Origin of the sequence: Streptomyces sp. SCSIO 30461 (genome assembly GCF_037023745.1) — a bacterium.
In the GTDB taxonomy this organism is placed as follows: Bacteria; Actinomycetota; Actinomycetes; order Streptomycetales; family Streptomycetaceae; genus Streptomyces.
In genome coordinates, this window is record NZ_CP146101.1 from 5758459 (window position 1) to 5784083 (window position 25625).

The 25625-nt window shown below is 67.7% G+C and carries 20 protein-coding genes and 1 pseudogene; 10 read left to right on the top strand and 11 right to left on the bottom strand.

All coding sequences use genetic code 11. The annotated features are described in order from the left end of the window. Window positions 1-4: 4 nt before the first annotated feature. From V1460_RS25830 to V1460_RS25850, 5 genes are read right to left on the bottom strand one after another with little or no spacing between them, the layout of a single operon-like run. Window positions 5-235: an acyl carrier protein gene (locus tag V1460_RS25830; protein ID WP_338676009.1), complete on the bottom strand. Its 231-nt coding sequence runs from the start codon at window positions 233-235 to the stop codon at window positions 5-7. Next, window positions 232-1209: a beta-ketoacyl-ACP synthase III gene (locus V1460_RS25835; protein WP_338676010.1), complete on the bottom strand. Its 978-nt coding sequence runs from the start codon at window positions 1207-1209 to the stop codon at window positions 232-234. The genes V1460_RS25830 and V1460_RS25835 overlap by 4 nt, the downstream gene beginning before the upstream one ends. Beyond that, the gene (dmpG, locus tag V1460_RS25840; protein WP_338676011.1) at window positions 1206-2234 is read right to left on the bottom strand and encodes a 4-hydroxy-2-oxovalerate aldolase; all 1029 of its coding nucleotides are present in this window, start codon (window positions 2232-2234) and stop codon (window positions 1206-1208) included. Before dmpG ends, V1460_RS25835 begins: the two co-directional genes overlap by 4 nt. 14 nt (window positions 2235-2248) lie before the next feature. After that, window positions 2249-3112, bottom strand: coding sequence for an acetaldehyde dehydrogenase (acetylating) (locus tag V1460_RS25845; RefSeq protein WP_338676012.1), 864 nt, complete (start codon window positions 3110-3112; stop codon window positions 2249-2251). 56 nt (window positions 3113-3168) lie between these two features. Then, entirely contained in the window at window positions 3169-3960 is a 792-nt protein-coding gene (locus V1460_RS25850) for a fumarylacetoacetate hydrolase family protein (protein ID WP_338676013.1), read from the bottom strand. Window positions 3961-4151: 191 nt separating this feature from the next. Here V1460_RS25850 and V1460_RS25855 point away from each other — a divergent pair, with 191 nt between their 5' ends. Beyond that, on the top strand, window positions 4152-5525 hold the full coding sequence (locus V1460_RS25855) for a hypothetical protein (RefSeq protein ID WP_338676014.1): 1374 nt from the start codon (window positions 4152-4154) through the stop codon (window positions 5523-5525). A 2-nt stretch (window positions 5526-5527) separates the two neighbouring features. On the opposite strand, the gene V1460_RS25860 is transcribed toward V1460_RS25855, so the two are convergent. Further along, window positions 5528-6268, bottom strand: coding sequence for an NUDIX domain-containing protein (locus V1460_RS25860; protein WP_338676015.1), 741 nt, complete (start codon window positions 6266-6268; stop codon window positions 5528-5530). A gap of 66 nt (window positions 6269-6334) precedes the next feature. Beyond that, window positions 6335-6562, bottom strand: a complete 228-nt coding sequence (locus V1460_RS25865) for a hypothetical protein (RefSeq protein ID WP_338676016.1) — start codon at window positions 6560-6562, stop codon at window positions 6335-6337. Window positions 6563-6898: 336 nt separating this feature from the next. Between V1460_RS25865 and V1460_RS25870 the strand changes: the two genes are divergently transcribed. Continuing rightward, complete coding sequence (locus tag V1460_RS25870; RefSeq protein ID WP_338676017.1) at window positions 6899-9274, top strand: DNA topoisomerase; 2376 nt, start codon at window positions 6899-6901, stop codon at window positions 9272-9274. 160 nt (window positions 9275-9434) lie between these two features. Here V1460_RS25870 and V1460_RS25875 read toward each other — a convergent pair. Continuing rightward, a protein-coding gene (locus tag V1460_RS25875) for an IS5 family transposase (protein WP_407077527.1) occupies window positions 9435-10252 on the bottom strand; the annotation gives its coding sequence in 2 pieces (ribosomal slippage) (window positions 9435-9910 and window positions 9910-10252; 819 coding nt in all). Between the two features lie 71 nt (window positions 10253-10323). Here V1460_RS25875 and V1460_RS25880 point away from each other — a divergent pair. From V1460_RS25880 to V1460_RS25895, 4 genes are all read left to right on the top strand, one after another. Further along, window positions 10324-11313, top strand: a complete 990-nt coding sequence (locus V1460_RS25880; RefSeq protein ID WP_338676018.1) for a hypothetical protein — start codon at window positions 10324-10326, stop codon at window positions 11311-11313. Between the two features lie 554 nt (window positions 11314-11867). After that, the gene (locus V1460_RS25885) at window positions 11868-12767 is read left to right on the top strand and encodes a hypothetical protein (RefSeq protein ID WP_338676019.1); all 900 of its coding nucleotides are present in this window, start codon (window positions 11868-11870) and stop codon (window positions 12765-12767) included. A 48-nt stretch (window positions 12768-12815) separates the two neighbouring features. Further along, window positions 12816-15119 (top strand): hypothetical protein, encoded by a 2304-nt coding sequence (locus tag V1460_RS25890; protein WP_338676020.1) that lies wholly within the window; start codon window positions 12816-12818, stop codon window positions 15117-15119. Between the two features lie 44 nt (window positions 15120-15163). Then, window positions 15164-19084, top strand: coding sequence for a hypothetical protein (locus V1460_RS25895; RefSeq protein ID WP_338676021.1), 3921 nt, complete (start codon window positions 15164-15166; stop codon window positions 19082-19084). A 281-nt stretch (window positions 19085-19365) separates the two neighbouring features. Here V1460_RS25895 and V1460_RS25900 read toward each other — a convergent pair whose 3' ends face one another. After that, on the bottom strand, window positions 19366-19815 hold the full coding sequence (locus V1460_RS25900; RefSeq protein ID WP_338676022.1) for a hypothetical protein: 450 nt from the start codon (window positions 19813-19815) through the stop codon (window positions 19366-19368). Between the two features lie 51 nt (window positions 19816-19866). Next, on the bottom strand, window positions 19867-20430 hold the full coding sequence (locus tag V1460_RS25905; RefSeq protein ID WP_338676023.1) for a DNA-binding protein: 564 nt from the start codon (window positions 20428-20430) through the stop codon (window positions 19867-19869). 496 nt (window positions 20431-20926) lie between these two features. Between V1460_RS25905 and V1460_RS25915 the strand changes: the two genes are divergently transcribed. Together V1460_RS25915 and V1460_RS25920 are read left to right on the top strand one after the other, a co-directional pair. After that, window positions 20927-21154 (top strand): hypothetical protein, encoded by a 228-nt coding sequence (locus V1460_RS25915; protein WP_338676024.1) that lies wholly within the window; start codon window positions 20927-20929, stop codon window positions 21152-21154. A gap of 935 nt (window positions 21155-22089) precedes the next feature. Next, a complete protein-coding gene (locus tag V1460_RS25920) occupies window positions 22090-22410 on the top strand; it encodes a hypothetical protein (RefSeq protein WP_338676025.1) in 321 nt (106 codons plus the stop codon). Between the two features lie 39 nt (window positions 22411-22449). Here V1460_RS25920 and V1460_RS25925 read toward each other — a convergent pair whose 3' ends face one another. Further along, window positions 22450-23952 (bottom strand): recombinase family protein, encoded by a 1503-nt coding sequence (locus tag V1460_RS25925; RefSeq protein WP_338676026.1) that lies wholly within the window; start codon window positions 23950-23952, stop codon window positions 22450-22452. 18 nt (window positions 23953-23970) lie between these two features. Here V1460_RS25925 and V1460_RS25930 point away from each other — a divergent pair. Both V1460_RS25930 and V1460_RS25935 read left to right on the top strand, forming a co-directional pair. Continuing rightward, window positions 23971-24156 (top strand): annotated as a pseudogene (locus V1460_RS25930) (MBL fold metallo-hydrolase); the annotation flags it as partial. Window positions 24157-24315: 159 nt separating this feature from the next. Further along, window positions 24316-25614 (top strand): MFS transporter, encoded by a 1299-nt coding sequence (locus V1460_RS25935; RefSeq protein ID WP_338676027.1) that lies wholly within the window; start codon window positions 24316-24318, stop codon window positions 25612-25614. Window positions 25615-25625: the final 11 nt, after the last annotated feature.

Consider the following 25625-nt stretch of genomic DNA (forward strand, 5'->3'; position numbering starts at 1 on the left):
TGGTTCACCTTTCGTCGCGCTTGGTGGTGATGAGGCGGTCGAGCTGGCCGAGAGTGGCGGCGGCCTTGATGTCGCCGTCGCTGATGTCGATGCCGTACCGGCCGTGAAGGAGGACGGAGAGTTCGACAACAGCGAGGGAGTCGAATCCGGCGTGGTCGAGGCTGGCATCGTCGGTCAGGTGGTCGCTGGGCAGGTTGAGGTCGTCGGTCAGGATGCGAGCGAGGTCACCGGTCATGGGGCTTCCTCCGGAAGGCGGGTGCGTGAGAGGTCGGGCCAGGTGAGGGTGAGGGCGCCCCAGGTCAGTCCAGCGCCGAACGCAGTAAGCAGGGTGCGGTGCCCGGGCTTGAGCCAACCCTCGGTGGCGGCCTGAGCCAGGAGGAGGGGGATGGACGCGGCGCCCGTGTTGCCGACATCGGCCACATTGCTGAGCAGACAGCCGTCGGGAATTGCGAGCTGGCGAGCGACGAAGGATGTGATGCGGTGGTTGGCCTGATGCGGTACGAGGCGGTCGACGTCCGCAAGGTCCCACCCGGCGGCGGCGACTGCCTGTCTGGAGGCGCCGGACATGTGGTGGACCGCATGGCGAAAGACGTCGGCTCCATCCATGTGCAGGGCCCCGGGATGCTCGGCACGGATCAGGTCCGCACCAGCACCGTCGCTGCCCAGCACCACCGGCCCCAGCGCCCCTGGCTCGCCCACGTTGCCGCTGCGGAGCAGCATCGCACCAGCACCGTCGCCGAATAGGGGGACGGTGGTGCGGTCTTCGGGGTGGGGGAGGCTGGCCAGGCGGTCCGCCCCGATGACGAGGACCGTGCGCGTGGTGTCGGCGGCGATGAGTCCGGCGCCGGTGGCCATCGCGTAGAGGAAGCCGGTGCAGCCGGCGGCGAGGTCGAAGGCGGGAATGCTGGTGAGTCCGAGGCGGGTGGCGACGGTGGGCGCGGTGGCTGGGCAGCAGCGGTCAGGCGTGGTCGTGGCGAGGACCAGGGCGTCCACCGTGGCCGAATCGCAGGCGGCGAGAGCCTGTGTGGCGGCCCGGACGGCGAGGTCGGCGGTGGACTGCTCCTGCCCGGCGACGTGCCTGCGGGTGATTCCGGTCCGTGAGCGGATCCACTCGTCGGTGGTGTCCAGGCGCGCGGTCAGGTCCTCGTTGGAAACGACGAATGCGGGGAGCACGGAGCCGACTGCGGCCACCACGGCGGCCCGGGTCATCGCGTGCCCGCCTTGAGCTGCCGGGCGACATCACCGATCAGGTCTTCCTGCCCGGCGACGATCTGCCGCTCCCCGAGGGCGAGGAACAGGTCGATGACGTCGACACCCTGGGCACGGGCGGCCGCCAGGACCGGTCGCTTAAAGCCGGAGAACACCCCAGCCAGTCCGCTGGCCACGGCGATCGAGTCGATGGACGGCGGGGCCTTCATCAGACGGTCGGCGGCGACGTCGGCGGCGGACAGGATCTCGCGCAGGCCGATCCCGGTGTCGAAGCCGCGCCGGTCGAGGACGGCCACGAGGGCTTCGATCTGGGTGTTACCCGCTCCGGCGCCGAACCCGCGGGCGGTCGCATCGATGACGGACGCCCCCGCGTCCACGGCGGCCAGCGAATTCGCCACGGCCAAGCCCAGGTTGTTGTGGCCGTGGAAGATCACCGGCACGTCCACGGCGTCAGCGATGGCGCGGACGCGCTCGATGACGTCGCCGGGGAGGTAGTGACCGGCAGAATCCATGATGCCGACGGCCTGCGCGCCGTACTTCACCATGAGGGCGCACTGCTCAGCGAGGTGGCCGGGGCTGGCCATGTGGCTCATGAGCAGGACGCCCTGGGCTTCGGCACCGATGGCGCGGGCGGTTCCGAGGTGGCGTTCGGTGACATCGGCCTCGGTGCAGTGCGCGGCGATGCGTACGACGTCGGCGCCGTGGCGGACGGCGGCTGCGAGGTCCTCGGAGGTGCCCCAGCCGGGGGCCATGAACACGCCCATCCTCGACGAGGCGAGGGCCTCGCGGACGGTGGTCAGCATGGTGGCGTCGTCGAGCAGGGCGCGGCCGATCTGGAGGCTGGAGGCGCCCAGTCCGTTGCCGTGGCCGACTTCCACGACCGGCACCCCGGCGGCATTCGCGGCGACGGCGTAGGCGCGGAGCTGATCGGCATCGAGCTGGTGGCCGACCGCGTGGTGACCATCACGCAGGGTCGGATCGTGAAGGATGATGCGGGGCCGGTCGTCCGGCGTGCTGCTGTTCATGAGCATGGTTCCCTTCATCGAGAGATGGCCGTCTGCTCGGCCAGCAGCACAGCGGCGGCGTTGATGATGTCGACGCTTCCAGCGTGGCGGGGAAGTCGTCCGCCGCAGGCAGTTACCTCGACCACGACTGAGATCCGGCCTGGCTCCACGGCGAGGGAAGTCACCGTGAACCCAGGCGCGTAGGCGCGCACCGCCTGGGCCGCGGCCTCGATGCGCGTGCGTACCGGGGCGGGGCGGATGCCGTCGGCGAGGACGGTCATGGCTACCCGGAACGGCGGGGCGGGGCGGGCGGGGCTGAGGTTGACCATCACCTTCACGTCCCGAGTTCCGGTGAAGGTGCGGATCGCGGTCGAGGTGGTGGCGATGTACTGGTCGAGGTTGAGGCGGGTGGCCCGGCCGGCGCTCGCACTGGCCCCGGTGGAGACCACCTCGATGTAGGTGGGGGTGCAGTGCTGGGCGATGGCGTGCAGGACCGGGATGGATGCCTGCCCGCCGCAGCTGACCAGGTTCAGGTGCCGGTGGGCCGCCGCACGGTGGCTGGTGGCGCCCGGGACGATGGCCGTCCCGAGCCCTGTGGGGGTCAGGTCGATCAGCTTCGCCCGGGTCGGACGCAGAGCCGCCCAGTGCTCGGCGTGACTGTCGGCGTTGGTGGCGTCGAAGACTACGTCGAAGGGTCCGGCGTCCACGACGGCGTGGACTCCGCCAGCGGTGGTCGGATAGCCCATCTCGGCAGCCCGCAAAAGGCCCAGGCTGTCCTGGTCGCGGCCTGCCACCAGGGCCAGTTCCAGCTGGGGGGATCGGGCGATCCTGTCGGCGAGCTCGATCCCGATCAGACCGGCGCCGAGTACGGCGACGCGACGTCGTTGTTCAGCAGCCATTAGCCGCTCCTTCGTTCAGAGAGGAGGATGGGGGTGGGTGTACGGGGCACTGCGGGCTAACTCACGTGCAGTTCGACCGGCGGCAGGTGCGGCGAGCGGGCGTAGACCGTGCTCTGGGCCTCCAACGGGAAGCTCGCGTGAACAGCCCCCGCCAGGACCAACTGACCGGACCGCAGACCGTCGCCGAAGCAGTGCAGCCTCCCGGCAAGCCACGCCAGGACACGGAGCGGGTCACCGAGCACGGCCCGCCCCTCCCCCGTGGCGACCGCGGTTCCGTTGACGCTGACGACCAGAGGTTCGGCCGCCAGGTCCATGCCCGCCACCAAGGGCACCGGCGGTCCGGTGACCACCCGCCCGCAGGACGCGTTGTCGGCGATGCTGTCGGCGATGGTGATCTGCCAGCTCGAGTACCGGGTGTCGATCACCTCCAGGGCGAGGAGCACCTCTGCCACCGCGCCCCGGGCTTCCTCGACGCTGACATGGGGCCCCGCCAGGTCGCTGCCGAGCCGGAAGGCGATCTCCGCCTCCACCCGCGGCTGCATCAGCACAGCCCAGGGCAGGGTGCTTCCGGTGGGCAGCACCATGTCGTCCAGGAGAAGGCCGGAGTCGGGCTCGTCGACGCCCCCCTGTTCCTGGATGGCCTGGGAGGTCGCGCCGGCCTTGTGGCCGACGATGCGGGCACCGCCCGCGACACGTCGCTTCACCGTGGCGGCTTGGACGCGGTAGGCGGTCTCCACCGGCAGGTCGGGCCGCCGCAGCGTCAGTGCGTCAATCGGCACTCGCTCACACTCCGCCGCTAGCAAAGCCGACGCAGCGGCGGCGATCCAGAGGTCATCACGTTCGTGCATGTAGATCCCTCCCAGGGCATGGAGCATCCATACGGGTTCGCAGAACGTGGGCACAGGAGCAGATCCGGGGCGGCGCTGGTACGGCCGGCCGCCGGGCTCGGGCCTGATGAAGAGTCAACCGCCGGGAGCTTCACAGCGGTACGGTGGCGGGCAGGCCAAGCGGTATATCGCGTATATCCCAGGCAGGTGCCATGACCACGCGCACGCCGAACGACCAGCTCAGAGCCCTCATCGCGGAATCCGGCCTCACCTACGAGGCGCTGGCCAAGGCTGTCTGCGCCGTCGCGGCCGAGTGCGGCACACGCTTACGCACGAACAAGTCGAACATCGAGCACTGGATCGGCGGCTCCGCACCCCGCGGGGACACCCCCCGCTTCCTCGCGGTCGCCCTCTCACGGCGCCTGGGCCGCCTGCTGACCCCCGCCGACCTCGGACTGCCCTCCACAGCCGAGCCCGAAAGTGACACCATCGGTCTGTCCCTCGGAATCGACCCGCTGGACGCCCTGCTGCCCATGTGGAGGTACGAGTTGGACCGCCGCCGCTTCCTGACGGCCTCCGCCTACTCCGTGGCCGCCGCCGCCCTACCCCTGACCCACGTCCAGGACATCGCCGCCCGCACCACCGCAGCACGCACCAGCCACACCGTCGGCATGGCCGAGGTCACCGCCGTCCGCGACATGATCAACGCGTTCTCCGAAATGGACGAACGCCACGGCGGACAGCACGGCCGCAGCGCCTTGGTGACCTACCTCCGCGACGACGTCGCCCCGCTGTGCCGGGCACGATTCCGCACCGACGAGGTTCGCCAGCACATGCTCTCCGCCGCCAGCCGCGGCGTTCACCTGCTCGGCTGGAAGAGCTACGACGCCGGCCAGCAAGGACTCGCCCAGCGCTACTACCTCCAGTCCTACGCGCTGGCCGCCGAGTCCGGCCTGCGCGGCCACGACGGGTTCGTGATGCGCACCATGGCTATGCAGGGCCTCAAGCTCCACCGCCCCGAGCACTGCCTGGGCCTTGCAGAGACCGGCCTCAACCGGGCCAAAGGCCATGTCGATGCCCAGACCGAAGCTCTCTTCCGGGTCGTCCACGCCCACACCCTCGCCAAGAGCGGCAAGCGCCGCGCCGCCCTCGCCGAAGCCGAACAAGCCCGCATCCTGCTGACCGGTGCTCCCGGCGACGAGGTGCCGTTCTGGGCGCTGGCCTGGGGTCCACCGGCCGCGTCGGTCTACTCCCGCACCGCCAAGGTCCACGAGACCCTGGGAGACCACCGATCCGCCGCCGAGCAGTACGCGCTGGCCGCCGCAACCCGCCCCGCGGAACCCTACGCACGCATCGTGGCCCTGGACCTGGTCGCGGGCGCCGAGATGCACCTCAAGCGCGGCAGCATTGAGCAAGCCTGTGCAACCTGGCACCGAGCCATCGACCACATGGGCGGCGTGCGCTCCGTCCGCACCCGAAAGGCGGTCTCCCGCATGCGCAGCGACCTTGCACGCTTCCGAGCCCGTGGCCTTCGGTGCGTGGCCGAACTCGACGAACGCGGCCGCGACTTCCTCGCCGGCGCCTGACCCTATTGGCCCACGGAGAAGCGGCGGACGATCGGCTCCAGATAGTCCGCGTGCGGACCAGCGAGCCCGGCCAGTTCGTCAGGTGAACGCACCAAGGCGATGTCATCGAGTTCAGGTTCGCGGCCCTGGACTCGCTCGGCTGCCACAGCCGCAGTAAATTCTGCGCGCAGCGTTGCCTCGGGCAGGGCCGGAGCAAGGTAAGTCAGGCCGATACTGCCGTTCTCGCCACGGGTAACGACCCACAACTGCAGGTCATCGGGCACCGCTTCGACTCCCAGCTCCTCGGCAAGCTCGCGTGCGGCTTGGCCGGCCAGCGCCGACTCGTCAAGCACCGCCCCATCCTGCGGAGGCTCCACAGACCCGCCCGGCAACTGCCAACGGCCCGGAGCGGCAGTGGACGGCGACATCCTCGCCGCCAGCACACGACCATCGACGGTCGGCTGGACGACGTTCACGAACAGCGACGGCAGCGCGGTGGCGCCCGGAACGCGACGCAAGGCGTAGTGCCGGTACGTCACACGCACCCAGGAAAGGCGCAGGATGCGCGGGCCGGACTGCTCCAGTCCCCCACACGCCACCACAGGCCCGTCAAAGAGAGTCGGGTTGGCCCGCACCGCCGTGTCCCACACCCGGTCCCGGGCCTCAGCATCCTGGGGCGGCAGCGGCGGCTCTGCGGCTTCGGCCAGCAGGAGCCGTTCAACGTCGAAGAGGTCAATGCCCGCAGGGGGCAGCGTCTCAGTCACCGACCCATCGTAGAACCCGTTCCAGGCTTGATCGCCAACTTCGCATCAAGGGCCGTCGATGCGCGCTCATGGACGCCCGGCCGACTGCCGTTCGTCGGGATCTGCTGGTGTTCGGGGGCCCGGCACGGTGGCTGCGGCCAGGTTCAGACAGGCATCCATGGCAAGGTTCACCTCCCCGTACAGGCGGACGTGGGACAACAGCAACGGAGTCAGGCCACGCCGGTCGGCGCGGGGGAGCAGGTCGGCCCACTCCGGCTCCTCCCCCAGGACGTTCTGGAGCACGTAGACCAGCACTGGCGGACCGTCCGCACTCGCACCGGTCCCACCGCCATCAGAGACCGCGCTGTCCTCCTGGCCGGCGCCGGCGACCCGGCGACGATCCGCTCGACGCCCGGATCAACTCCGTTGATCCCCGTCGGCCAAACCAGCCTGCACGCACTCCGCACGCCCGCCCGTTGCACCCACTCGTCCAGCGGAGCTCTGACTCACCACAGACCGCTATTTGATAAACAACAAGTCCAACCACAAGCATCGTCCACACAATCCACTCAATCCCTATAGGGTTCATTTGACTACCCTTTCAAGTAGCATCAAACTCGCTTACGAGTCGATGACGATAAGGAGTCAGGCGTGGTCGCGATCGTGGTGGCGGAGAAGCCGAGCGCAGCGAGGAACATGGCCAGCGCCCTCGGCGGGGCGAAGGGCAGCTACAAGGGCACGGCCTTCGAGGTGACGAGCCTGCGGGGTCATCTCTACGAGTTCGCCCAGCCACACGCGATGGTGGACTCCTCGCTCGCGGACGCTTATCAGAAGTGGGACCTGGGCAATCTGCCGTGGAACCCGCAGGATCTTTCATGGAAGCGCGAGCCGAAGAAGAACGTCGCCGACGTCATCAAGACTCTGCGTTCTGCGCTCAACCGCGGCGACGAAATCGTCATCGCCACGGACCTGGATCCGTCCGGCGAGGGTGACCTGCTTTTCTGGGAGGCGATCGACGAACTCGGCCTCCATGGCAAGCGGTTCAGCCGCATGGAGTTCACCGACGAGTCGATTGCCTCGATCCAGAAGGCCTTCGAGCAGCGCCGACCGGTGAAGTCCATGCGGGACGAGGGCAACTACCGCAAGGCGATGTACCGCTCGCAGTGGGACTTCCTCTCGATGCAGTTCACCCGTATCGCCACGGCGATGGGCCGCCAGTCCGGTCAGGACCTCGTACTGCGCCAAGGCCGGCTGAAGTCGGCGATGGTCTCTCTCGTCGGCGACCAGCAGAAGGCTTATGACGCGTACGTCAAGAAGCCGTTCTTCCAGAACCGCTTCCGCGACGAGAACGACGTCATGTACACGAACCCTGATGAGCCGCGGTTCGACCAGAAGCGCCAGGTGACGCAGCAGTACGGCCCCTCCCCTGTCGTCCTGGACAGCAAGGCGGGCAAGAAGACCGCGCCGCCGAAGCTGCTCGACCTGGCGTCCCTGTCCTCAATGCTCGTCGGCAAGGGTGTGAAGGCGAACCTGGCGCTCTCGACCTACCAGAAGATGTACGAGGACCAGGCCGTCTCGTACCCGCGCACGGAGGACAAGACGATCACGCCCCAGCAGTTCAAGGACCTCGCCCCGCTGGTCGACAAGATCGCTGCCGTGGTCGGCGTCGACGCTGGGCTTCTGACGCACCGCCAGCCCCGGTCCACACACGTGAAGCCCCAGGGCGCGCACGGCGCGAATCGTCCGGGACCGAAGGTGCCCTCCTCGCTGGACGAGGTCGAGCACAAGTACGGCAAGGCCGGGCGGCTCATCTACGAGATGCTCGCGAAGAACTATCTGGCCATGCTCGCCGAGGACTATCTGTACGAGCAGCAGAGGGGCCACGTGGAGAAGTACCCGGACTTCGTCGGCATCGCCAATGTGCCCAAGAGCGCCGGCTGGCGGGCCGTGTTCGATCCGGACGCCGGCGACGACACGGCCGAAGGCGACGAGAACGAGTCCTGCAAGGGCCTGGGCCATATCGCGGAGCCGTTCATCTTCGAAGGCGCGAACAAGCGTCCCGAGCATCCGACGATGAAGTGGCTCATGAAGCAGCTGGAGAAGCGTGACGTGGGCACGGGCGCGACCCGCACGTCGATCTACTCGGAGGTCACCAACGGCAGGGCGAAGTATCCGCTGCTGACCGAGAAGGGCCGCAAGGTCAGGCTGGCGCAGGCCGGCAAGATGAGCTGGCGGCTCCTGCCGGGCACGCGCATCGGCGATCTCGGGCTCACCGAGAAGGTCTACGCCGACATGCGCGACATCGCCGCCGGGACGGCGACCGCCGAGGAGCGCCTGGCGATCGTCGCCGAATGGGTGCGCGAGGACATCGCCACGATGACGAGGAACGCCGCGTCCATGCGCGCCGAGCTGGGTCTGAAGGAGCAGGTGGTCCCCGCCCGTGCCGAGGGTGTGTGGCAGGCCGCTCCGGGCGGCCCGAAGAAGGTTGTCTTCACGAAGATCTGGTCGGGCCACGAGTTCAGTGACGACGAGGTGGCGAAACTACTCGCGGGCCAGACGATCTCGTTCCAGACGAGGTCGACGGAGGGCAAGCCCTTCACGGCCACCGGTGCGCTCGGCGTCGGCGACTACAAGGGCCGCAAGTTCGTCGGGTTCCAGCTGAAGGTGCCGGACAGGCCGACGAAGTGGTCCGGCCGGACGTTCACGCCGGCGGAGGTCACGGCGCTCTTGGCGGGCCAGACCCTGGAGATCGACGACTTCGTCAGCGCGAGGACCGGTAAGACCTTCGGCTGCAAGGTCAGGTGGGACGCGAAGGCCAAGAAGATCGTCCCCGACTTCGGCTCCGGCGACGAGCCGCCGCGGTCCTGGTGCCAGGTGACCTTCACCGATGCGCAGCGCAAGGACTTGGCAGCCGGCAAGACCATCCAAGGCACGGGGTTCGTGTCGTCGCAGGGCAAGACCTTTGACGCCCGGATCTCGTGGAAGGAAAAGGGCGGCAAGAAGAGAATCGTCCCGACGTTCGGTTGATGCCGGACGGGCACTGACAAGTAGCAGTGGGTCCCAGACCTAGGGGCCCATTGCTGCCTTTTCGCGGCAGCGACAGCGACCGCATGAGGATGCGATGGGGACGATGACCGGAGTCGTTTAATCCATGCAGGTAGGTCCGTTACCACACTTAGAGGATGTCTCATGTGGTGATCTTGGTGAGTTTCTTGTAGCAGGTCAGGGCGGCTGCAAGACCAAGGAAGGCGAGAAAGTGGGAGCCCTTGCGTTCGTACCGGACGGTGAGGCGGCGGTAGCCGAAGAGCCAGGCGATGGATCGTTCGATCTTCCAGCGGTGGCGGCCGAGCCGTTCGCTCGATTCGATGCCTGGCCGTGCGATGCGCGGGACGATGCGGCGCTCGCGGAGCCAGGCGAGGTGTTCGGCGGAGAAGTACGCCTTGTCCGCGCGGAGCTTTCCCGGGCGGTGCCGGCGGGGGCCTCGTCGGGAGCGGACCGCTGGTATCCCGCGGATCAGCGGCTTCAGTCCCAGCGTGTCGTTCGTGTTCGCGGCGGACACCGCGACGACAAGGGGGATGCCTTGGGCCTCGGACAGCACGTGCAGTTTGCTGCCCTTCTTACCGCGATCGACCGGATTCGGTCCGGTCAGCGAACCCCCCTTTTCGCCCGCACACTCGCCGCGTCGGCGATCGCCGAAGACCAGTCCACCTCGCCCCGGGCGCCGAGTTGGTCCAGTACCGCGCGGTGCAGTCGGCGCCACAGGCCCGCCTCGGTCCATACGGTGAACCGGCGATGGGCTGTCGCGGGCGACACGCCGAACGTCTCGGGAAGGTGCCGCCAGGCGCACCCGCTGGTCAGTACATACACGACCGCGGTGAACACGGCCCGCTCATCACACGGAGCAGTCCCGCCGCCCTGCGGACGGGACTTGAACGACGGTAGCAACGGTCCAACCAATTCCCACAGCCCGTCAGGAACCAGCCGCCGCGACAGATCAGCACCCACAAGCAGCCATGATGCCGCACGTCACGACACCACCACATGAGACAGCCTCTTAGGATGGCTAGGGTTTTGGGGTGACGCATGCCCCGCACCGCCACTCGACCTGCTGTGGACATGAGCGCCTGGCCCCCTGCGACGATGCCCACGACGCCTACCGGCAGCTTGCCGCCTGGACCGCCGAAAGATCCCCGTACAAGCTGGCCTCCGGCGGCTTCTCCGCCGAGGCCCGCCGTCACTACCGCGCCTACACCACCGCCTGGCTCAACTGGTGCGACCTCAGGGACAGACTCGACCCCTACGCCTGCGCACGGGCCAACATCGGGGTGTGGATCTCTGACGAGCATGAGAGCACCGCCCTTGCCACCCGGGGCATGATGGCCTCCGCCGTCACGAGCTTCTACCAGCACCTGCTCGCTCTGGGCATCACCGACGGGGTCGACACCGAACTCACCCGTGCCCGCCTCGCCGGAGCCCCCGTACCGGCCGACCCCAAGCGCACCGGCTTGAGGGGCGACGGCCCGAGGTGGATGATGCACGCCGCCGATGGCCTGACCGGCCGCAACGCACTGCGCGACCGGGCCCTGATCTACCTACTGCTCAACAGCTACTTCGGGCACGAGAAGCTACGCCCCGGCACGATCCTCGCCCTCGACCTGGAGGACCGGGTCAACGAGGGCTTTCGAACCAGCTGGAGGGTGCGGCCCAAGAACGCCGACGACACCGCCCTGTCCACCGTCACTGTCAACCGTGACGCCGCCCGCGCGCTGGACGCCTACGTCGGGCGCACCGTCGCCGGGACATACGAGCCCGACCCGCTCACCGGCCGTGTCATCAGCCCAGCCCGCGGCACCTACCTCTCTCGGGGCGCGCTGCTGACCGGGACTTCCAACCGGGCTCGGGGCGCTCGCCTCGCCCGCTCCGACACGATCAACCGGATCGTGCGTGCCGTGGTGGCATCCCACGAGGAGTTGGCCCCCTACGCGGACGTGCTGAGCGCCGACTTCATTGCCGCGACCCCGCCACCGGGCAAACGCCCCAGGGACTGCGAGGAAGGCAACAGGTAGGGAGGCCGGGGCCATCTGAAGCTGAGGGCGCCGACGGTGTGCTGGCGTCGAAGTCGCGCCAGGCGATCAGCCGCCCCATGGCCATCGTCAATCGGACCGGCTTCGGAGTTCGGCAGGTGAACCGCTTCGCCCATGGCTAGAACCTGGGGCCGTCATAGCCGGGCGGGGCGGACTCCGGGGATGCGCGATACCCCCAACAGGCGCCCCCGCCGGCCTCACCCCTTGACACCGAGCCGCCAAAAGACCCTCGCCCAGGACGATTGAGTCGATGCGCTGACCGCGCCCACCTGGACGACGACACCCCGGGCTTCGAAACGGTAGCGGTGGGCTGAGCGCCTCTGCTTCCGCGGCACGACTGATCTGTCAGCCGCTCAGACGACACCCGACGACTCAGGCCCACTAGTCCGAGCCATCGGACATCGCCATTCAAGCACCTTTCACCATCGATTCAAATAGCCCATCTGCGATACGATGCCACCTACGCACCTCATGTATGAGGTTTTTCAATAGGCGAATCAATAACCATTGGAGCCGCAGGGGGAGATGAGAGATCCATGGCGAAACTGTCCTACAAGGTGCCGAGCTCGCTGAACAGGAGCTTCCTCGATCACGAGATCACGCTGAGCAAGGGAGGCTGGGCGGCGAAACCCTCCCCGATCAAGCAGCTGCTCTTCTTCGGCGGCGGCTTCCTCGCTCTGCTGTGGTTCAGCACGTCGACGTTCGTCGCGAGCTCGGGCCCGGTCGCCATCACGTTCTTCGTCCTCTGGGCACTGGCGGCGATCGCCTACTTCGGCGGGCTGATGAAGACGAAGGAGCTGCGCATCATGCGGGTGCCTGCCTTCCTGGCGTATCTGCCCCGCAAGGCCCGCCACGTCTTCACCCGTCGTAGCTCGAACCCCACGAACTTCTACTCGATCGTCGGCATCGACGGGATCGACGAGGACGGGCTGATCCGCTTCTCCGACGGCGGCGAAGGTCGGGTCTACCTGGTCGTCGGCTCGGCTAGCTACCTGCTCTTCGACGAGGACCGGGTCAGGATCCTCGACCGGGTCGACTCCTTCTGGCGCAAGGTCGAGACGGCCTGCGAGCACAGCTTCATCACAACGAAGGAGCCGCAGCGGATCTACCACCAGGTGGCGAACCTGGAACGGCGCAACCAGGCCCTGCAGGTCCGCGATCCCGATCTGATCGAGCTGCAGAACGAGCAATTCGACATTCTCACGCAGCACGTGGGCGGGAAGTTCACCTCGATCCACCAGTACCTGCTGCTCAAGGGCAAGAACGCCGACGCGCTGCGCAAGGGGCATCAGGTCCTCCAGGCCGAGGTCGGCGGCTCGACTCTGATGATCAAGGAAGCCACGATGCTCGACCGCGAGGAGGCCCTGCCGATGCTACGGGTCTTCTACCAGGGCATCGACGACGAACTGCTCGATCTCAAGGCGTCGCTGAACTGACCAGCGCCAGGCCGACCACCACGACGAGAAACGAAAGGGAAGGACACCATGGCGCTGATGACAAAAGTCCGGGCGCAGCTCGGCATTCCGGGAAAGAAGCCTGACGAGACGAATGAGACCGCGGAGCTTGTGGTCGATGCTCCGCGCGCGGACGGTGCCGCTCAGGCTGAGGGCGTACAGGACGCTGCGTCAGCGGACGGCGCAGCCGATGAGGCTGCCGAGCGGAAGAAGAACTGGTGGCAGCGCCGCCGGGAGGTGAAGCACCTCCAGGGCACGTTCGACGCCTATCCGCACCTGCTCGCGCTGAAGCCGAAGGAGAAGTACCTCTTCCGTTCCGACTACTTCGAAGTCGACGGCTCCGTCGCCTGCATCCTGGCGTACTTCCACGACGACGCCGCGCACGACAACTTCGCCGCCTTCTGGGGTATCGACCGGATCCCGGACGGCTTGGACGAGCGGGTCACCGCGGTCGTGCTTGAGCAGGTCAGGCGGATGGATGAGAAGTGGATCGACTCGTACATCAAGCAGTCGGAGAAGCTGGACCGGCTGGATGCGAACGAGCAGGAGGAGACGGGCACGACTTCCTCCAAGCGCAAGGCCGCGAAGATCTCCGGTGACCTTGGGGTAACGATCGGTGAGATCCAGGACGGCGCGAGCTATCTGTCCGTGCACAACCGGCTCTTCCTCAAGGCCCCCGATCTGGCGATCCTGGACGACACGGTCGACCGTGTCACGCGCCTGTACATCGACCGATTCGGCACGCTGAAGGCTGCGCCCTACACCGGCGAGCAGCGTCAGGAGCTCTCTGCCCTGTGGAAGAACAACGAGAAGAAGAAGGGCAGGGGCTTCCACTTCACCTCGACCGAGCTGGCCGGTTCGTACTCGCTGGTGACCAACGGCCTCAACGACAAGGGCGGCGAGTACGTCGGCTACATGGTCGGTGACGTCAACAACAGCGCCGTGCTCATGGAGGTCGACGCCTACGACCACCACGTGATCGTCGCCGACGCCACGCTCAGCGAGTACCTCGACCGCCAGCGGGTGGCCAACATGTGGTGCTCGAAGATCTCTCAGGCGGCGCTGCTGAACAACGGCCAGGTCGTCCACCTCATCCTCGACGGAGCGAACCTCGACAAGCTCGGCCCGAAGTTCGAGCGGCTCACCTCGCGCGTGGACTTGAATCAGGGCGACGTGAACATGTTCGAGATGTTCGGCGAGGAGGAGGACGAGCTGACGGTCTTCTCCGCCCAGATGGAGAAGCTCAAGCTGATGTTCGAACAGCTCTACGAGACCAGCGACGGAGCGATCGGCTCGATCATCCGCAGCGCCCTCGAAGACACCGCGACCGACTTCTACATCGAGCAAGGTATGTGGCGGCACAACGCCACGGAGCAGCGTCACCGCCTGCGCGTGGTGAACATCCCGCACACCCAGGTGCCGCGTCTTCAGATGTTCGTCTCCTACTTGGCAACCGCGCACAAAGCGCTGCTGAACTCCAGCAGGACCGACCCGGACCAGGTGCGCGCATACAACGTGCTCAGGGGCATCGCCAACGCGATGCTGAGCACCAACGGCGACCTGTTCAACAACCACACGGCCTCGGCCGTGGACGGGGTCCGGGATTCGCGGCGCGTGGTCTACGACTTTTCGCGGCTCATGCGCCGCGGCAAGAGCGTGGCGATGGCGCAGCTGGTGAACATCGTCGGCTTCGCCGTCGGCAAGCTGGGGCTCGGCGACACGGTGATCATCCACGGCACCGAGCACATCGACGACCGGGTGAAGAAGTACGTCAAGGACCAGTTTGACCATATGTACGAGCGCGGTGGCCGGGTGGTCTACAGCTACAACGACGTCGACACGATGCTGGCCGACAGCGACTTCAACAAGTTCGACGCCGCGGACTACACGCTCTTCGGCCCGATGCGTGACGGCACGGTGGCGGAATACCAGAAGCAGCTGCACCAGCGGATTCCGCCGGATCTCGCCCAACTCATCACGACCAGGGGCGAGAACCTTATGCACCTGCGCCGGGGCGTCTCCAACGTGGTCTTCCACCTGGATCTGGCACTGGGGATCAACCCCTACCGAGAGGCACAGCGCAGGCGGGTCCGCCTGGAAGCGGCCAGGGCTGAAGAGGGGGCGCGGATGGACGCGATCATGCACGCCAAGCCGGCACCGGGCGCGAACCTCACCAGCATCCGGAAGCACAGCGAGGGCGGCGACGGCGAGGCTGCCGCGGGCCAGAGCGACGGGGGCAAGCGCCACGACGGCAAGAAGAGCCTACAGCAGCCCGAGGACGGCGCAAGGCGGCCAGCGAGGAAGCTCAGGCCGAAGAAGCTGGTCAAGGCGTGAACGAGGTCAGCACTGATACGAAGGCGAGGAGTAGGGGGGAGACGATGAACGGGACGATCACATCGGGGGCGCGGCCGCGTTCCTGGGGCGGCCACGGCGGTGGCGGAGCCCGCCAGGGCAGGCTCGCGCGCGGGCTCGCCCTGGCGCTCCTGGCCGCGCTGTTGGTGCCAGTCCTCATCATGGTGACCTCTTCGCCGGCGTCCGCGGACGACGAGAAGGAGCGCGACAACTACAGCCTCTACCAGCTGGCTTCGAATGCGAGCTCGTACTTCAGCGAGAAGAACTCGCCGTCGAACGACAAGGGCATGCACGAGAACTGGAAGCCGGTCACGAGCAGTCCTGCTGCGGGCGGCTCCATGCTGGGCTACGCCGACCCGGATTTCAGCCTAGGCAACATCATGGGCTGGTTCTTCGCCGAGGTCTCGGGGTCCTCGCAGACCGTGACCTACGAGACCCTGGCCGCGAAGGATGACAAGGGCAACGCGAAGTACTCGGGCATGCTCGACTACGCGCACTTCGGGGCGGCGAACGCTGACCTCGGCCTGGACACGATGTCCTCGGGCATCGGCGGCCAGATCGTGAGCGTGATCGGAGGCTCCATCATCTGGGTCCTCTACGCCCTGGCGCTGGCGGTCGGCACGCTGTTCTACGTCATCATCCAGTTCCTGAAGCTCATCAACCCCTTCCTGTGGTTCTACCAGGCGGTCAGGGCGGTCAACCCGACCTTCGCCGACGGGATGACGGGAGGTGACACCGGAGGCGGCGCACTCTCAGGTCTTCAGCACTGGATCAGCGGCTGGTACGGCCTGCTCGTCGACATCTCGTGGCAGGCGCTCGTGCCGATCTTCATCGGCTTCCTCCTCATCGGCCTGGTCATGTTCAAGAAGATGGACCGGGGCTCGGCGATCAAGAAGCTCATCGTGCGCGTTGTCTTCATCGGCGTCGGCCTGCCGCTCATCGGATCGATGTACACCAGCGTGCTCGACAAGTTCGACGACTCCGTTCTGGGTCAACACGCCGGCCCGACGCGCGTCGTGCTGAGCACCTACGTCGACTTCGAGGCGTGGATGATGAACGACCGTCTGGGGATCCCGGACCAGGCCACTGTCTCCTGGAACGGTGGCCAGGCGAGCCCGGACGCGATGATGTCGGTGCGCACGAGTGCGCTGGCGATCAACAAGCAGTCCCACGGGGCGACGTTCAACGGCATCAATATCGGAACGAAGGCCAACGACGCCGAGTCGGCCTGGAAGGACGGCACCGTCTCCGTCACCGGCGGCAGTGCCTCGGACGACCTCAAGGCGGTGTTCTCGACCTTTGGAATCATCGGCAAGTACATCGGCAGCAACGAGATCGCAGCCTCCGACTTCGAGTCGGGGATCAAGAGCTCGATCACGCAGCTGGACGAAAGCGCGGAGGCCAAGAAGAGCTGGTTTGTCGACAAAAACAGCTACGGTGACGTGGAGGAGTTCGGTGAGGAGAAGGGGCCGAGGCCGGTCGATCACCCAGTGATCTCGACCGACGGCACGGGCCTGACCTCCTCTCGTCCCGGTAAGGACTCGACGGTGTTCACGACAACGGGGACGAAAGGTGGCTGTGGCTTGACGGTGGGCAAGACGCCCTCCTCATGCAACCTGTCTCCGCTAACGGCATACAACTACCTCAACACCGGGTTCAACCCCAGTTCGCTGACCATGTACTCATCGAACAACGCCACCAGCGGCTTCACCCGCGAGAACCACATGGCCGTCAGCCAGGTGGGCACGGGGCCGGCGAAGTTCATGTACTGGAGCAACGCGGCCACGATCCTGGGCTCCATCGTCCTGCTCGGCTTCTGGTACGCCATCGGCATGCTGGCGGGCTCGGTCAAGCGGATCTTCGGCCTGGTGGCAGCCGTGCCGTTCGCGACGCTAGGCGCTATGCAGGCGATCTCAAAAGTGATCGTCTACTCCATGGCTCTGATCCTCGAGGTCCTCGTCACGCTGTTCATCTACCAGTTCGTCTCGGAGTTCCTGATCTCGGTCCCGGACATCATGGCCGGGCCCGTGTCGAGCTTCATGAGCCCGGGCGGCTTGTGGGGCAGCGCTGCGCTCGGCGGGATCATCGTGGTGATCCTGACCCTGATCTCCTCTCTGGTGATCATGGGCATCACCTTCGCCCTGCTACGGGTGCGCAAGACTGTGCTGCAGGCGATGGACGAGGTGGTCACCAAGCTCGTGGACAAGTTCCTCGAGACGAACAGCACGCCGAAGCCGGACAAGGGCGGGCTGATGCCTGCTCTGGCCGCGGGTGCAGGGGCTGGGGCGGGTATGGCCATGAGCAACAAGCTCGCAGGCGGGTTCAACAGCAAGACCACCAATCCGGTGTCCCCGAGCACGGGCAAGCCCGCGGGCAGGACGGCGTCGACCAACGCCGGCGGCACGAACGGTGACACCATGGCGCTGACCTCTGGTCAACAGCAGCTGACCCTCGGGGGTGGCGGCCAGGATGGATCGGATGACCCGGACAGCCCGGCGCTGGATGGTGGATCTGGTGGCTCCGACGGCGGTAGTGACGAAGTCAAGGCCCTGCCGGGCGGCAGTGGTCCCGCTGGCGTGCAGGGCACGCCCGGTCGCGACGGACCCGACGACAAGGGTGGCCCGCTGCAGCTGACAAATGGTGGAGCGGGCAGCTCGCGCTCAGACAAGCAGACTGCGCAGGGTCTGAGCAACCAGGGCGGCCTCTCGAACCTCGGGTACACCTCGGACGGCCACATGATCATCGCCGGTGAGGTTCTGGCCTCGTCCACGGAGCCGTCGAGCTCTCGCGGCAGTTCCCAGAGCGCCACCGGCGGCGCTGGTTCTACCCCGACCAGCGAAGACCGCAAGGCTGTAGCCGGTCAGACAGGCCCAACGCAGTTCGGCACCACTTCCCAGGGTGCACAGAGCCAACAGGGCAGCAACCAGCAAGCTGCACCGCAGCGCTTCAGCGGCGACGCTGCGCCCGCACCGGCGCCCGCTCCGACACAGTCGGGTGTGCCGAGCACGCGTCCAACGCGCTCCACTCAGGGCCAGAGCGCCACCGGCGGCGCTGGTTCTACCCCGACCAGCGAAGACCGCAAGGCTGTAGCCGGTCAGACAGGCCCAACGCAGTTCGGCACCACTTCCCAGGGTGCACAGAGCCAACAGGGCAGCAACCAGCAAGCTGCACCGCAGCGCTTCAGCGGCGACGCTGCGCCCGCACCGGCGCCCGCTCCGACACAGTCGGGTGTGCCGAGCACGCATCCAACGCGCTCCACTCAGGGCCAGAGCGCCACCGGCGGCGCTGGTTCTACCCCGACCAGCGAAGACCGCAAGGCTGTAGCCGGTCAGACAGGCCCAACGCAGTTCGGCACCACTTCCCAGGGTGCACAGAGCCAACAGGGCAGCAACCAGCAAGCTGCACCGCAGCGCTTCAGCGGCGACGCTGCGCCCGCACCGGCGCCCGCTCCGACACAGTCGGGTGTGCCGAGCACGCGTCCAACGCGCTCCACTCAGGGCACCCCTACCCCTACTCCGGCCAAGGCCCAGACACCCATCCGACCGCCGGCACGGCAGGAACAGGCCGAGGCGCAGGCGAACCGTGACCGGCCGCTGTCCGTCATCAACGCCCGCCGCGACGGAGCCTCGGCTCCGAGGCGGCCAGGGGCCGGCGCTCCGGCTGTGGGGCAGACTCCGGCTGCGCCTGGTGCGCGGACTCCGGCTCGGACGCAGGCAACGCGTCAGCCGAGTTCGATCCAGGCGTCGACGCCGACACCGCGCCAAACACCCGCCCCGCAGGCTCAGGCTCCGCGGCCGTCGGCCCCTGCACCGGCTCGTTCTCCGCGGCCAGCTCCGGTTCCGCGTCCGCGCCGGGTTGCCGATCCGGCCCCTCAGAGCGTGGAGACCCCGGAGCCGCAGCAGCGGTCGGCCGGTGGCCTCCGCCGAGGTCGGCGCGAGGAGGACTGACCGTCCGATCGAGAGCGAGCGCGGAGGACTGACGCACCCGGTGAGAACGATCATCCTCACCGGGTGCGTCGTCCTTTGAGCCGCAACAGCGTGGGCCGAACTCGATTTCGTCGAGCGGTATGCCCCGAAGTACGGCCGACCGCCGGCGACGATCGAGGAGTACCGGTCGCAGCAACTTCAGTAGCAGGCGTCAGACTTGACCAGCCGAGGAAGGACAGAACCCCGTGGACGCGATACTCACGGGGTTCTGTGCTGCTTGACCGGCCAGCGGGACGTCGACGCTACCTCCCGCACTTGGCCTTGAAGCCGTCCAACAGAGCCTTGCCAGCATCGGAGTTGTCACGTACGTAGGCGCTACCGCTGATGCTGATCGCGGCGTTGCTGGTTGAGATGGACTCGCTGCCGGTCCGCTTGTTGCGGCTGTCCTCTCCGGCGACCGTCCAGATGATCTGGGACTGATCCTTGTTGAACTCGCCGGTGCTGGTCACGCCCGGCTTCTCGTAGACACCGTCACAGGTGTACTCATGATGCGAGACACTGTTGCCCTTGACGACCAACTGGCCGAGTTCGGACGTGCCGTTGACGTCCTTGATGTAGTAGGTACCGTCGAGCTTACTGGCGCTGTCGCTGCTTCCGCTGCAGGCGGTGAGTATGAGTGAGCCCGCGGCCAGGGCCGCGATGGGCACGGCGATCTTGGCCCGCGTCCTACGTGCGGTCCTGGTGATGCTCATGGTGTTCTCCCCTCGTTCGTTCTGGATCGTCGGTTTGAGATAGAAGGTCAGTCAGGTGCCTTCTCGGAGGTTGCCGAGCCGATGCTCAGTCAGCGCCAGCGCGACCTCAGACTGATTGAGCGCGTGTTCGCCGTCCTGGATGCGCCACTGCAGACGCTGCACGGGCGGGGCGTCTGCGTCTTGGACTGCCAGGTCGCCGAGTTCACGCAGCTCTGCGTACGCGCCCTGTAGCTGCTCCTCGTGATGCGCTGACCGGACCCTGAGGCGGCCGGCCCGCTCTTCCCACCAGCGCACCCGCGACTCGCGGTCGAGCGTGGTCTTCCCCTCGATCCAGGCACGGAGCTCGGTCGGGTCGACGTCACTCGGGAGCCCGGTGGCGAAAGGCCCCTCGGGTTCCGGCATGTCGATGGGAATGTGCGACAGCAGCACCGCGGGGGTCGTGTCAAGCACATAGGCGATCGCGACGAGATCGTCGACGGTCACAGGGCGAGCACATCGCTCCATCTCCGCGAGGGCGTCGGCCGAGATCGGGTGATCGAGCATCAAGAGCACGTAGGCCAGCTCGTCGATAGTCAGCTCGCGCAGCTGGCGGTAGTGGGTGATGGCGTCGGACACAGCAAGGGACGTGGGAAGGGGCGACGGCATGAAGCAATCGTAGGTGAGTGAAAAGGGCTCTTGTGTGGGACCTGCAGGTCAGGCTCATGCGAGTTGGCGTCGGGGCAGGGTGGGGCGGTTGCCACCGAGGCGGAGCAGGGTGAGGGCGATGACGGCCTCGGCGGAACGGAAGCCGAAGCCTCTGGGGATGATCAGCCTCTCCAGGTGAGCTTGGCCTGTTGGTGGGGCGTGAGGTCCTCAGGAGTCTTCCACAGCGCGTGGTGCGAGCGCTTGAGGTGGAGGGGCTCGCCCGCCACCTCGCATTCGGACGGCACTCGCATAGCAAGTCGAATGCCTTTCGTTACTGACACTTTAGCATCCACGCGATAGAGTGCCGAAAGAGCGTTACTCGCTAGTCGATAAGCACTTGGGTGGGACTCATGGCTTCACGCAGTCAGGAAGAACTCGAGGCGCGTGCCATAGGGCCCGAGTCGTCGGCCCGTCACACTGAAGACAAGTGCTGGGCCGAGTTCTGGGCAGGCACCGCGTGAACGTCGACCCGAACGGCTGGTGCTCACCGGCTGCCGGCCAGGACATCGACGCGTTCCTCGCCGAGTTCGTCGCGTCCCGGGCGCCACTCACCGGGGCTGAGATCGTCGAACTGCGCACCGTGTTCCGGCCCGCCGTGGCCAAGACCGCACAGCCACCCGTCGCTCATCCCCAGGTCGGAGTGGATGCCGCCTAACACTCCGGCAGGACTGCGACGTTTTTCCTGCTCAGAGGCTATGCATGGTAGGTGTAGTGGGCAGATGTCAGGTCAGGGGCTGTCTTCATGAAACAGCCCCTCGATCGTGTGCAGCCAGCGTTGGTAGTGGCAACCGCAGGGCAGCCTCTCGCCGTGATCAACGGGCCTGCAGCTGAGGCCTGGGGTCGCGAACTCGAAGACCTTTTCCTCCGCGTCGGCCAACGGTTCAACCCGCGTGGAGCCCCTCCGCCAGATGCGCGACTACATCCACGGCCTGCTCGGCCTGGCCGGCCGCAAGAACGACCGGCCTCAGACGCTGACGCCTGGCTACTGTTCCCGGTCTGGGCGGAGCTCCTCGTCAACCTCCTCGCCCTCGCCGGCTGAGCCCAGGGAACGAAACGGCGGCCACCGCTCCCGCCCTGCGATGTTCAAGCAAACGACCTTTGCCTGCAGCGCAGTTGCGCCACCACGATGGGCGATGACGGAGGCAGCACACACGGTCCACTGCCTGCGTAGTCCAAGCGCGGCCGTCGAGCGGGAGGTCGAAAGTGATCGGGGGGTCGAATGCGGCCGGGCGGTTCTGCAGGAACTGCCGCTGACGCATGGAGGGCGAACTCCTCCTCGGCGGCCCCACCCCGGAGGTCCTCGCCGCCGCCCTCACCACGGGCGGTCCCGAGCCCGCCGACGAACCCCGGCCGGCCCGGGACGCCCTGCTGGGTGAACTCGGCGAACAACCGGGGCACCGCCTTCTGGTTCGTCGAACTCACCGACGAGCGCGTCGGGCTGATCCGGGCCGAGGCCGACCACAACGACGTCCCCCGGGCCGTGGACCTTCGCGGCGCCCCCTGGACCGCCCCCCGCCTTCGCGAGGACCCCTCCAACCGCGCCTTCCAGCTTGCCGGCTGCATCGGCATCCACACACCCGTTGGACCGCATTGCCCTCGACGAGGCCGTCCGACGGTTGCTCACCGCCCTCCTGCCCTACGAGCACCACCACCGCACCGTTCTGCTCGTCCAGCGCCCGACTGGCCGCCCGCACCCCGCGCGCCCCGGCCGCCCGACTCAGACCCGCCACCGGGGGAACGCCCGGTGCGCGCCGCCTCCTGCGCGGCACGCCCCTGTACCGCGACCACTCCCTCGTGCTCGCCGACATCGGCGCGCTCAGCGGCGCCGTCAGCCCCGGAGTCAGGCTGCTCTTCCCCGCGGGCGCCCGGCTTTACCCCGGCGAGACCGCCGTAGTGTCCCTCCGCCCGTGACGCGGACGCTGCCATGCCCGGTGCGGAGCTACGCGAGGTTCATTCCCATCGGAGCGCGACGGTGGTCTCGTCGAACCCCGGGCCCCGCCGCGCCACCGGATGCACCTTCAACCGCAGCCCCAGGCCGTCCAGCACCCGCCGCTTCTGCGGCACCAGGAGCGCCTTCCATGCCGCTTCCGCCCCCGGCCCCACCAGGCCGTCGAACGCGGCGAGGTCGAAGGCTGGCCGCAGCCTCCGCGCTTCGTTCTGCGCCTCCGTGATCTGCTGCGCCAGCTTCGCCGTGATGCGCCGCAGCTGCTCCCGGGTGATGGCCCCCTCGGCGTAGTCGTCAGCAGCGGCCTCTTGGCGCGCTTTCAGGCCCTCAGCCCGCTCCAGAGCGGCCAGCGCCGCCGAGTCATCACCCCGGAAGACGTCGGCCGCCTCCGGCTTCGACAGCAGCTTCACCACCACCTTGCCGACGTGGTTGTCGAGCGCTTCCTCGTTCCGGCCGACACAGCCGTTCGCGTCGCAGACGTAGGTCGGCTTCTTCTTCCCGCGCTTCGCGTTCCCCTTCAGCGCGACCCGGAACACGGCCCCGCACGGCCCGCATGTGGCGACCTCACCCCACGTCAGCAGGTGCCGCCGCGCTCCCGGCTGCTCCCGCACCACGGTCCGCCCCGCGAACAGGTTCTTCAACTGGGCGTACTGCTCGTCCGTGATGAGCGCCGGCCAGGCGGCCTTGTACTCGATGCCCTGGTGCACGCGGATGCCCACGTTCGCCGGCCGCAGCGCGAGCTTCTTGACGGAGGTCTTGTTCCACAGCGAGCCGTCCGCGTTCTGGCCGGCGGCCCGCCGCTTGAGCTGCATCCCGGCGCCCGGCGACGCCACCCCGCGCGCGTTCAGGTCGGCCGTGATCCCGAGGAGGCTTTCCCCCGAGAGCAGGCGGGTGACGATGTCGCGGACGACGTCGGCCTGCACCGGGTCCTCGACGTCGTGGAAGCCGCAGACCTGGCCGCGGTCGTCGTACTCGTACTGGCGGCGCCACCCGTACGACACCGCCCCGTTCGCGCGGCCCTCCTGGGCGCGCTCCAGGGCGGCCCGGGCCACCCGCTCGCTCTTCACCTCGGACTCTGCCGTGTCGGACTCGCCGAGGTTGGCGAGCTGCGAGCGGTCCGACGCCTTCGACATGTTGAACAGACCGCCGGACTCGAACGCCACCCAGCACTTCGCGTGCCGCAGATCCTCGATGGCCTGGGCTCGCTCGACGCGGCGCCGCCAGACACGGGACGGGTGGTAGCCGACGATGACGACCCGGACCCCTGGCTGACGCGCGGCCTCGATGGCATCCGCCATCAGCCGGTCGTACTCGGGGCGCTCTTCACCCGAATGAGCGGAGACGTCGTTCTCGATGTATTCGCCGCCGACCTCCCAACCGTTCTCCTGGGTGAAGGTCCTCAGGTCGCTCATCTGCCGGTTGACGCCTCGCCGACGGTCCTGCGGGTCCTCGGAGATCCGCGCGTACAGGAAGGCGATGGTGCGGATTGCCAGGGTGAGAGTGTTCACAAGTAGGAACCCTACGGGTTCCCGGGCGGTGTGGGGAACACCCACGACGACCCCAAGGCGTTCGCCGACCTCATCGATGGCGTGGAGACCAAGATCTTCGGACGGCTTCCCGACGAGACCTGGGTCTATCCGGGCCATGGCGGCGACACCACTCTGGGCGCCGAGCGTCCGCATCTTCCGGAGTGGCGCGAACGCGGCTGGTGAGCCGCACGTCATGCCCCGGCTCCTCGGGGGCGCACACGCCTGTGTGCGCCCCCGTCCCGTCCCCCGTAACCCGGGGCGATCAAGTGTGGTTGGGGCGGCGTGCACATGAACCACATTTCGCCTCCCTCGCCGCCCTCCTCTGAATCACCCACCCCTTCGATGTCCCGCCTGGCCGCGGCTTCGCTCGCCGGGACGGCCGTGGAGTTCTACGACTTCTTCGTCTACGGCACGGCCGCGGCCCTGGTGCTCGGACCGCTGTTCTTTCCCACTTTCTCCCCGCTCGCGGGAACCCTGGCCGCCTTCGGCACCTTCGCCGTCGGATTCATCTCGCGCCCACTCGGTTCCGTACTCTTCGGGCACATCGGTGATCGATACGGACGGCGGCCTGTGATGTTCGGCTCGCTGCTGCTGACCGGTGTCGCCACCGTGCTGGTCGGCTGCGTGCCCTCGTACGCCACGCTCGGCGCCGCCGCTCCGGCGCTGCTCCTGGTGCTGCGCTTCCTGCAGGGACTCGGGCTCGGCGGGGAGTGGGGCGGTGCCGTACTGCTGACCGCCGAGCACGCGCCCGCCGAACGCCGCGGGCTGTGGGCGAGCTTCCCCCAGATCGGGCCCGCCGTGGGCTTCCTGCTCGCGAACGGGGTGATGCTGGCACTCTCTGCGGGGCTGACCGGTGCCCAGTTCCAGTCCTGGGGCTGGCGGGTGCCGTTCTGGGCGGCGGGGCTGCTCGCCGCCGGTGGACTGCTGCTGCGCCGCTCGCTGGCGGAGACCCCGCAGTTCAGGAAGATCACCGAACCCGCCCGGCTGCCGCTGGCCGAGGTGCTGCGCGGGCACTGGCGGCTGGTGCTGCTCACCGCGGGAGCGCTGGCAGTGGGTTATGCGGTCTTCTACACCGTCTCCACCTGGGCGCTCGCCTACGGGACCGAACGGCTCGGAGTGAGCCGCACCGCCATGCTCGGGTCGATCATGGCGGCCGTCGCCGTCAAGGGGGCGGCCACTCCGTTCGCGGCGATGCTCGGTGACCGTTACGGGCGGCGGCCGTTGTGCCTCGTCGGCTGCGCGGCCATCGCGCTCTGGATGTTCCCGATGGTGGCGTTGCTGCAGACGGGGCGTCCGGTGCCGATGTTCTTCGGCTTCCTTGTCGCTCTGCTGGCCTTCATCACCATCTTCGCCGTGATCGCCGCGTACCTGCCGGAGCTCTACGAGCCGAGGGTGCGCTGTACCGGCGCAGCCGTGGGCTACAACCTCGCGGGGGTGCTGGGTGGGGCGCTCACCCCGATCGCAGCCACCGCGATGTCGGGCGGGAGCGGCCCGCCCTGGGGGGTCGCCGCCTATCTGACCGGGATCGCGTTGCTCAGCCTGTTCTGCTTCGCGCTGCTGCCTGAGACCCTGCCCGCACGGAAGCCGGAACAGGGCCGTCCGGGGGAGGCCGCTGCCGAGGAAGCAGGCGCGGCGGTCTGAGTACCCGGCAC

What these genes read in the sequence shown, in the direction of transcription:
- V1460_RS25935 (WP_338676027.1), top strand. Translation starts at nt 24,316, where the DNA reads ATGTCCCGCCTGGCCGCGGCTTCGCTCGCCGGGACGGCCGTGGAGTTC.
- V1460_RS25895 (WP_338676021.1), top strand. Translation starts at nt 15,164, where the DNA reads ATGAACGGGACGATCACATCGGGGGCGCGGCCGCGTTCCTGGGGCGGC.
- V1460_RS25855 (WP_338676014.1), top strand. Translation starts at nt 4,152, where the DNA reads ATGACCACGCGCACGCCGAACGACCAGCTCAGAGCCCTCATCGCGGAA.
- V1460_RS25845 (WP_338676012.1), bottom strand. Translation starts at nt 3,112, where the DNA reads ATGGCTGCTGAACAACGACGTCGCGTCGCCGTACTCGGCGCCGGTCTG.
- V1460_RS25900 (WP_338676022.1), bottom strand. Translation starts at nt 19,815, where the DNA reads ATGAGCATCACCAGGACCGCACGTAGGACGCGGGCCAAGATCGCCGTG.
- V1460_RS25890 (WP_338676020.1), top strand. Translation starts at nt 12,816, where the DNA reads ATGGCGCTGATGACAAAAGTCCGGGCGCAGCTCGGCATTCCGGGAAAG.
- V1460_RS25850 (WP_338676013.1), bottom strand. Translation starts at nt 3,960, where the DNA reads ATGCACGAACGTGATGACCTCTGGATCGCCGCCGCTGCGTCGGCTTTG.
- V1460_RS25835 (WP_338676010.1), bottom strand. Translation starts at nt 1,209, where the DNA reads ATGACCCGGGCCGCCGTGGTGGCCGCAGTCGGCTCCGTGCTCCCCGCA.
- dmpG (WP_338676011.1), bottom strand. Translation starts at nt 2,234, where the DNA reads ATGAACAGCAGCACGCCGGACGACCGGCCCCGCATCATCCTTCACGAT.
- V1460_RS25830 (WP_338676009.1), bottom strand. Translation starts at nt 235, where the DNA reads ATGACCGGTGACCTCGCTCGCATCCTGACCGACGACCTCAACCTGCCC.
- V1460_RS25885 (WP_338676019.1), top strand. Translation starts at nt 11,868, where the DNA reads ATGGCGAAACTGTCCTACAAGGTGCCGAGCTCGCTGAACAGGAGCTTC.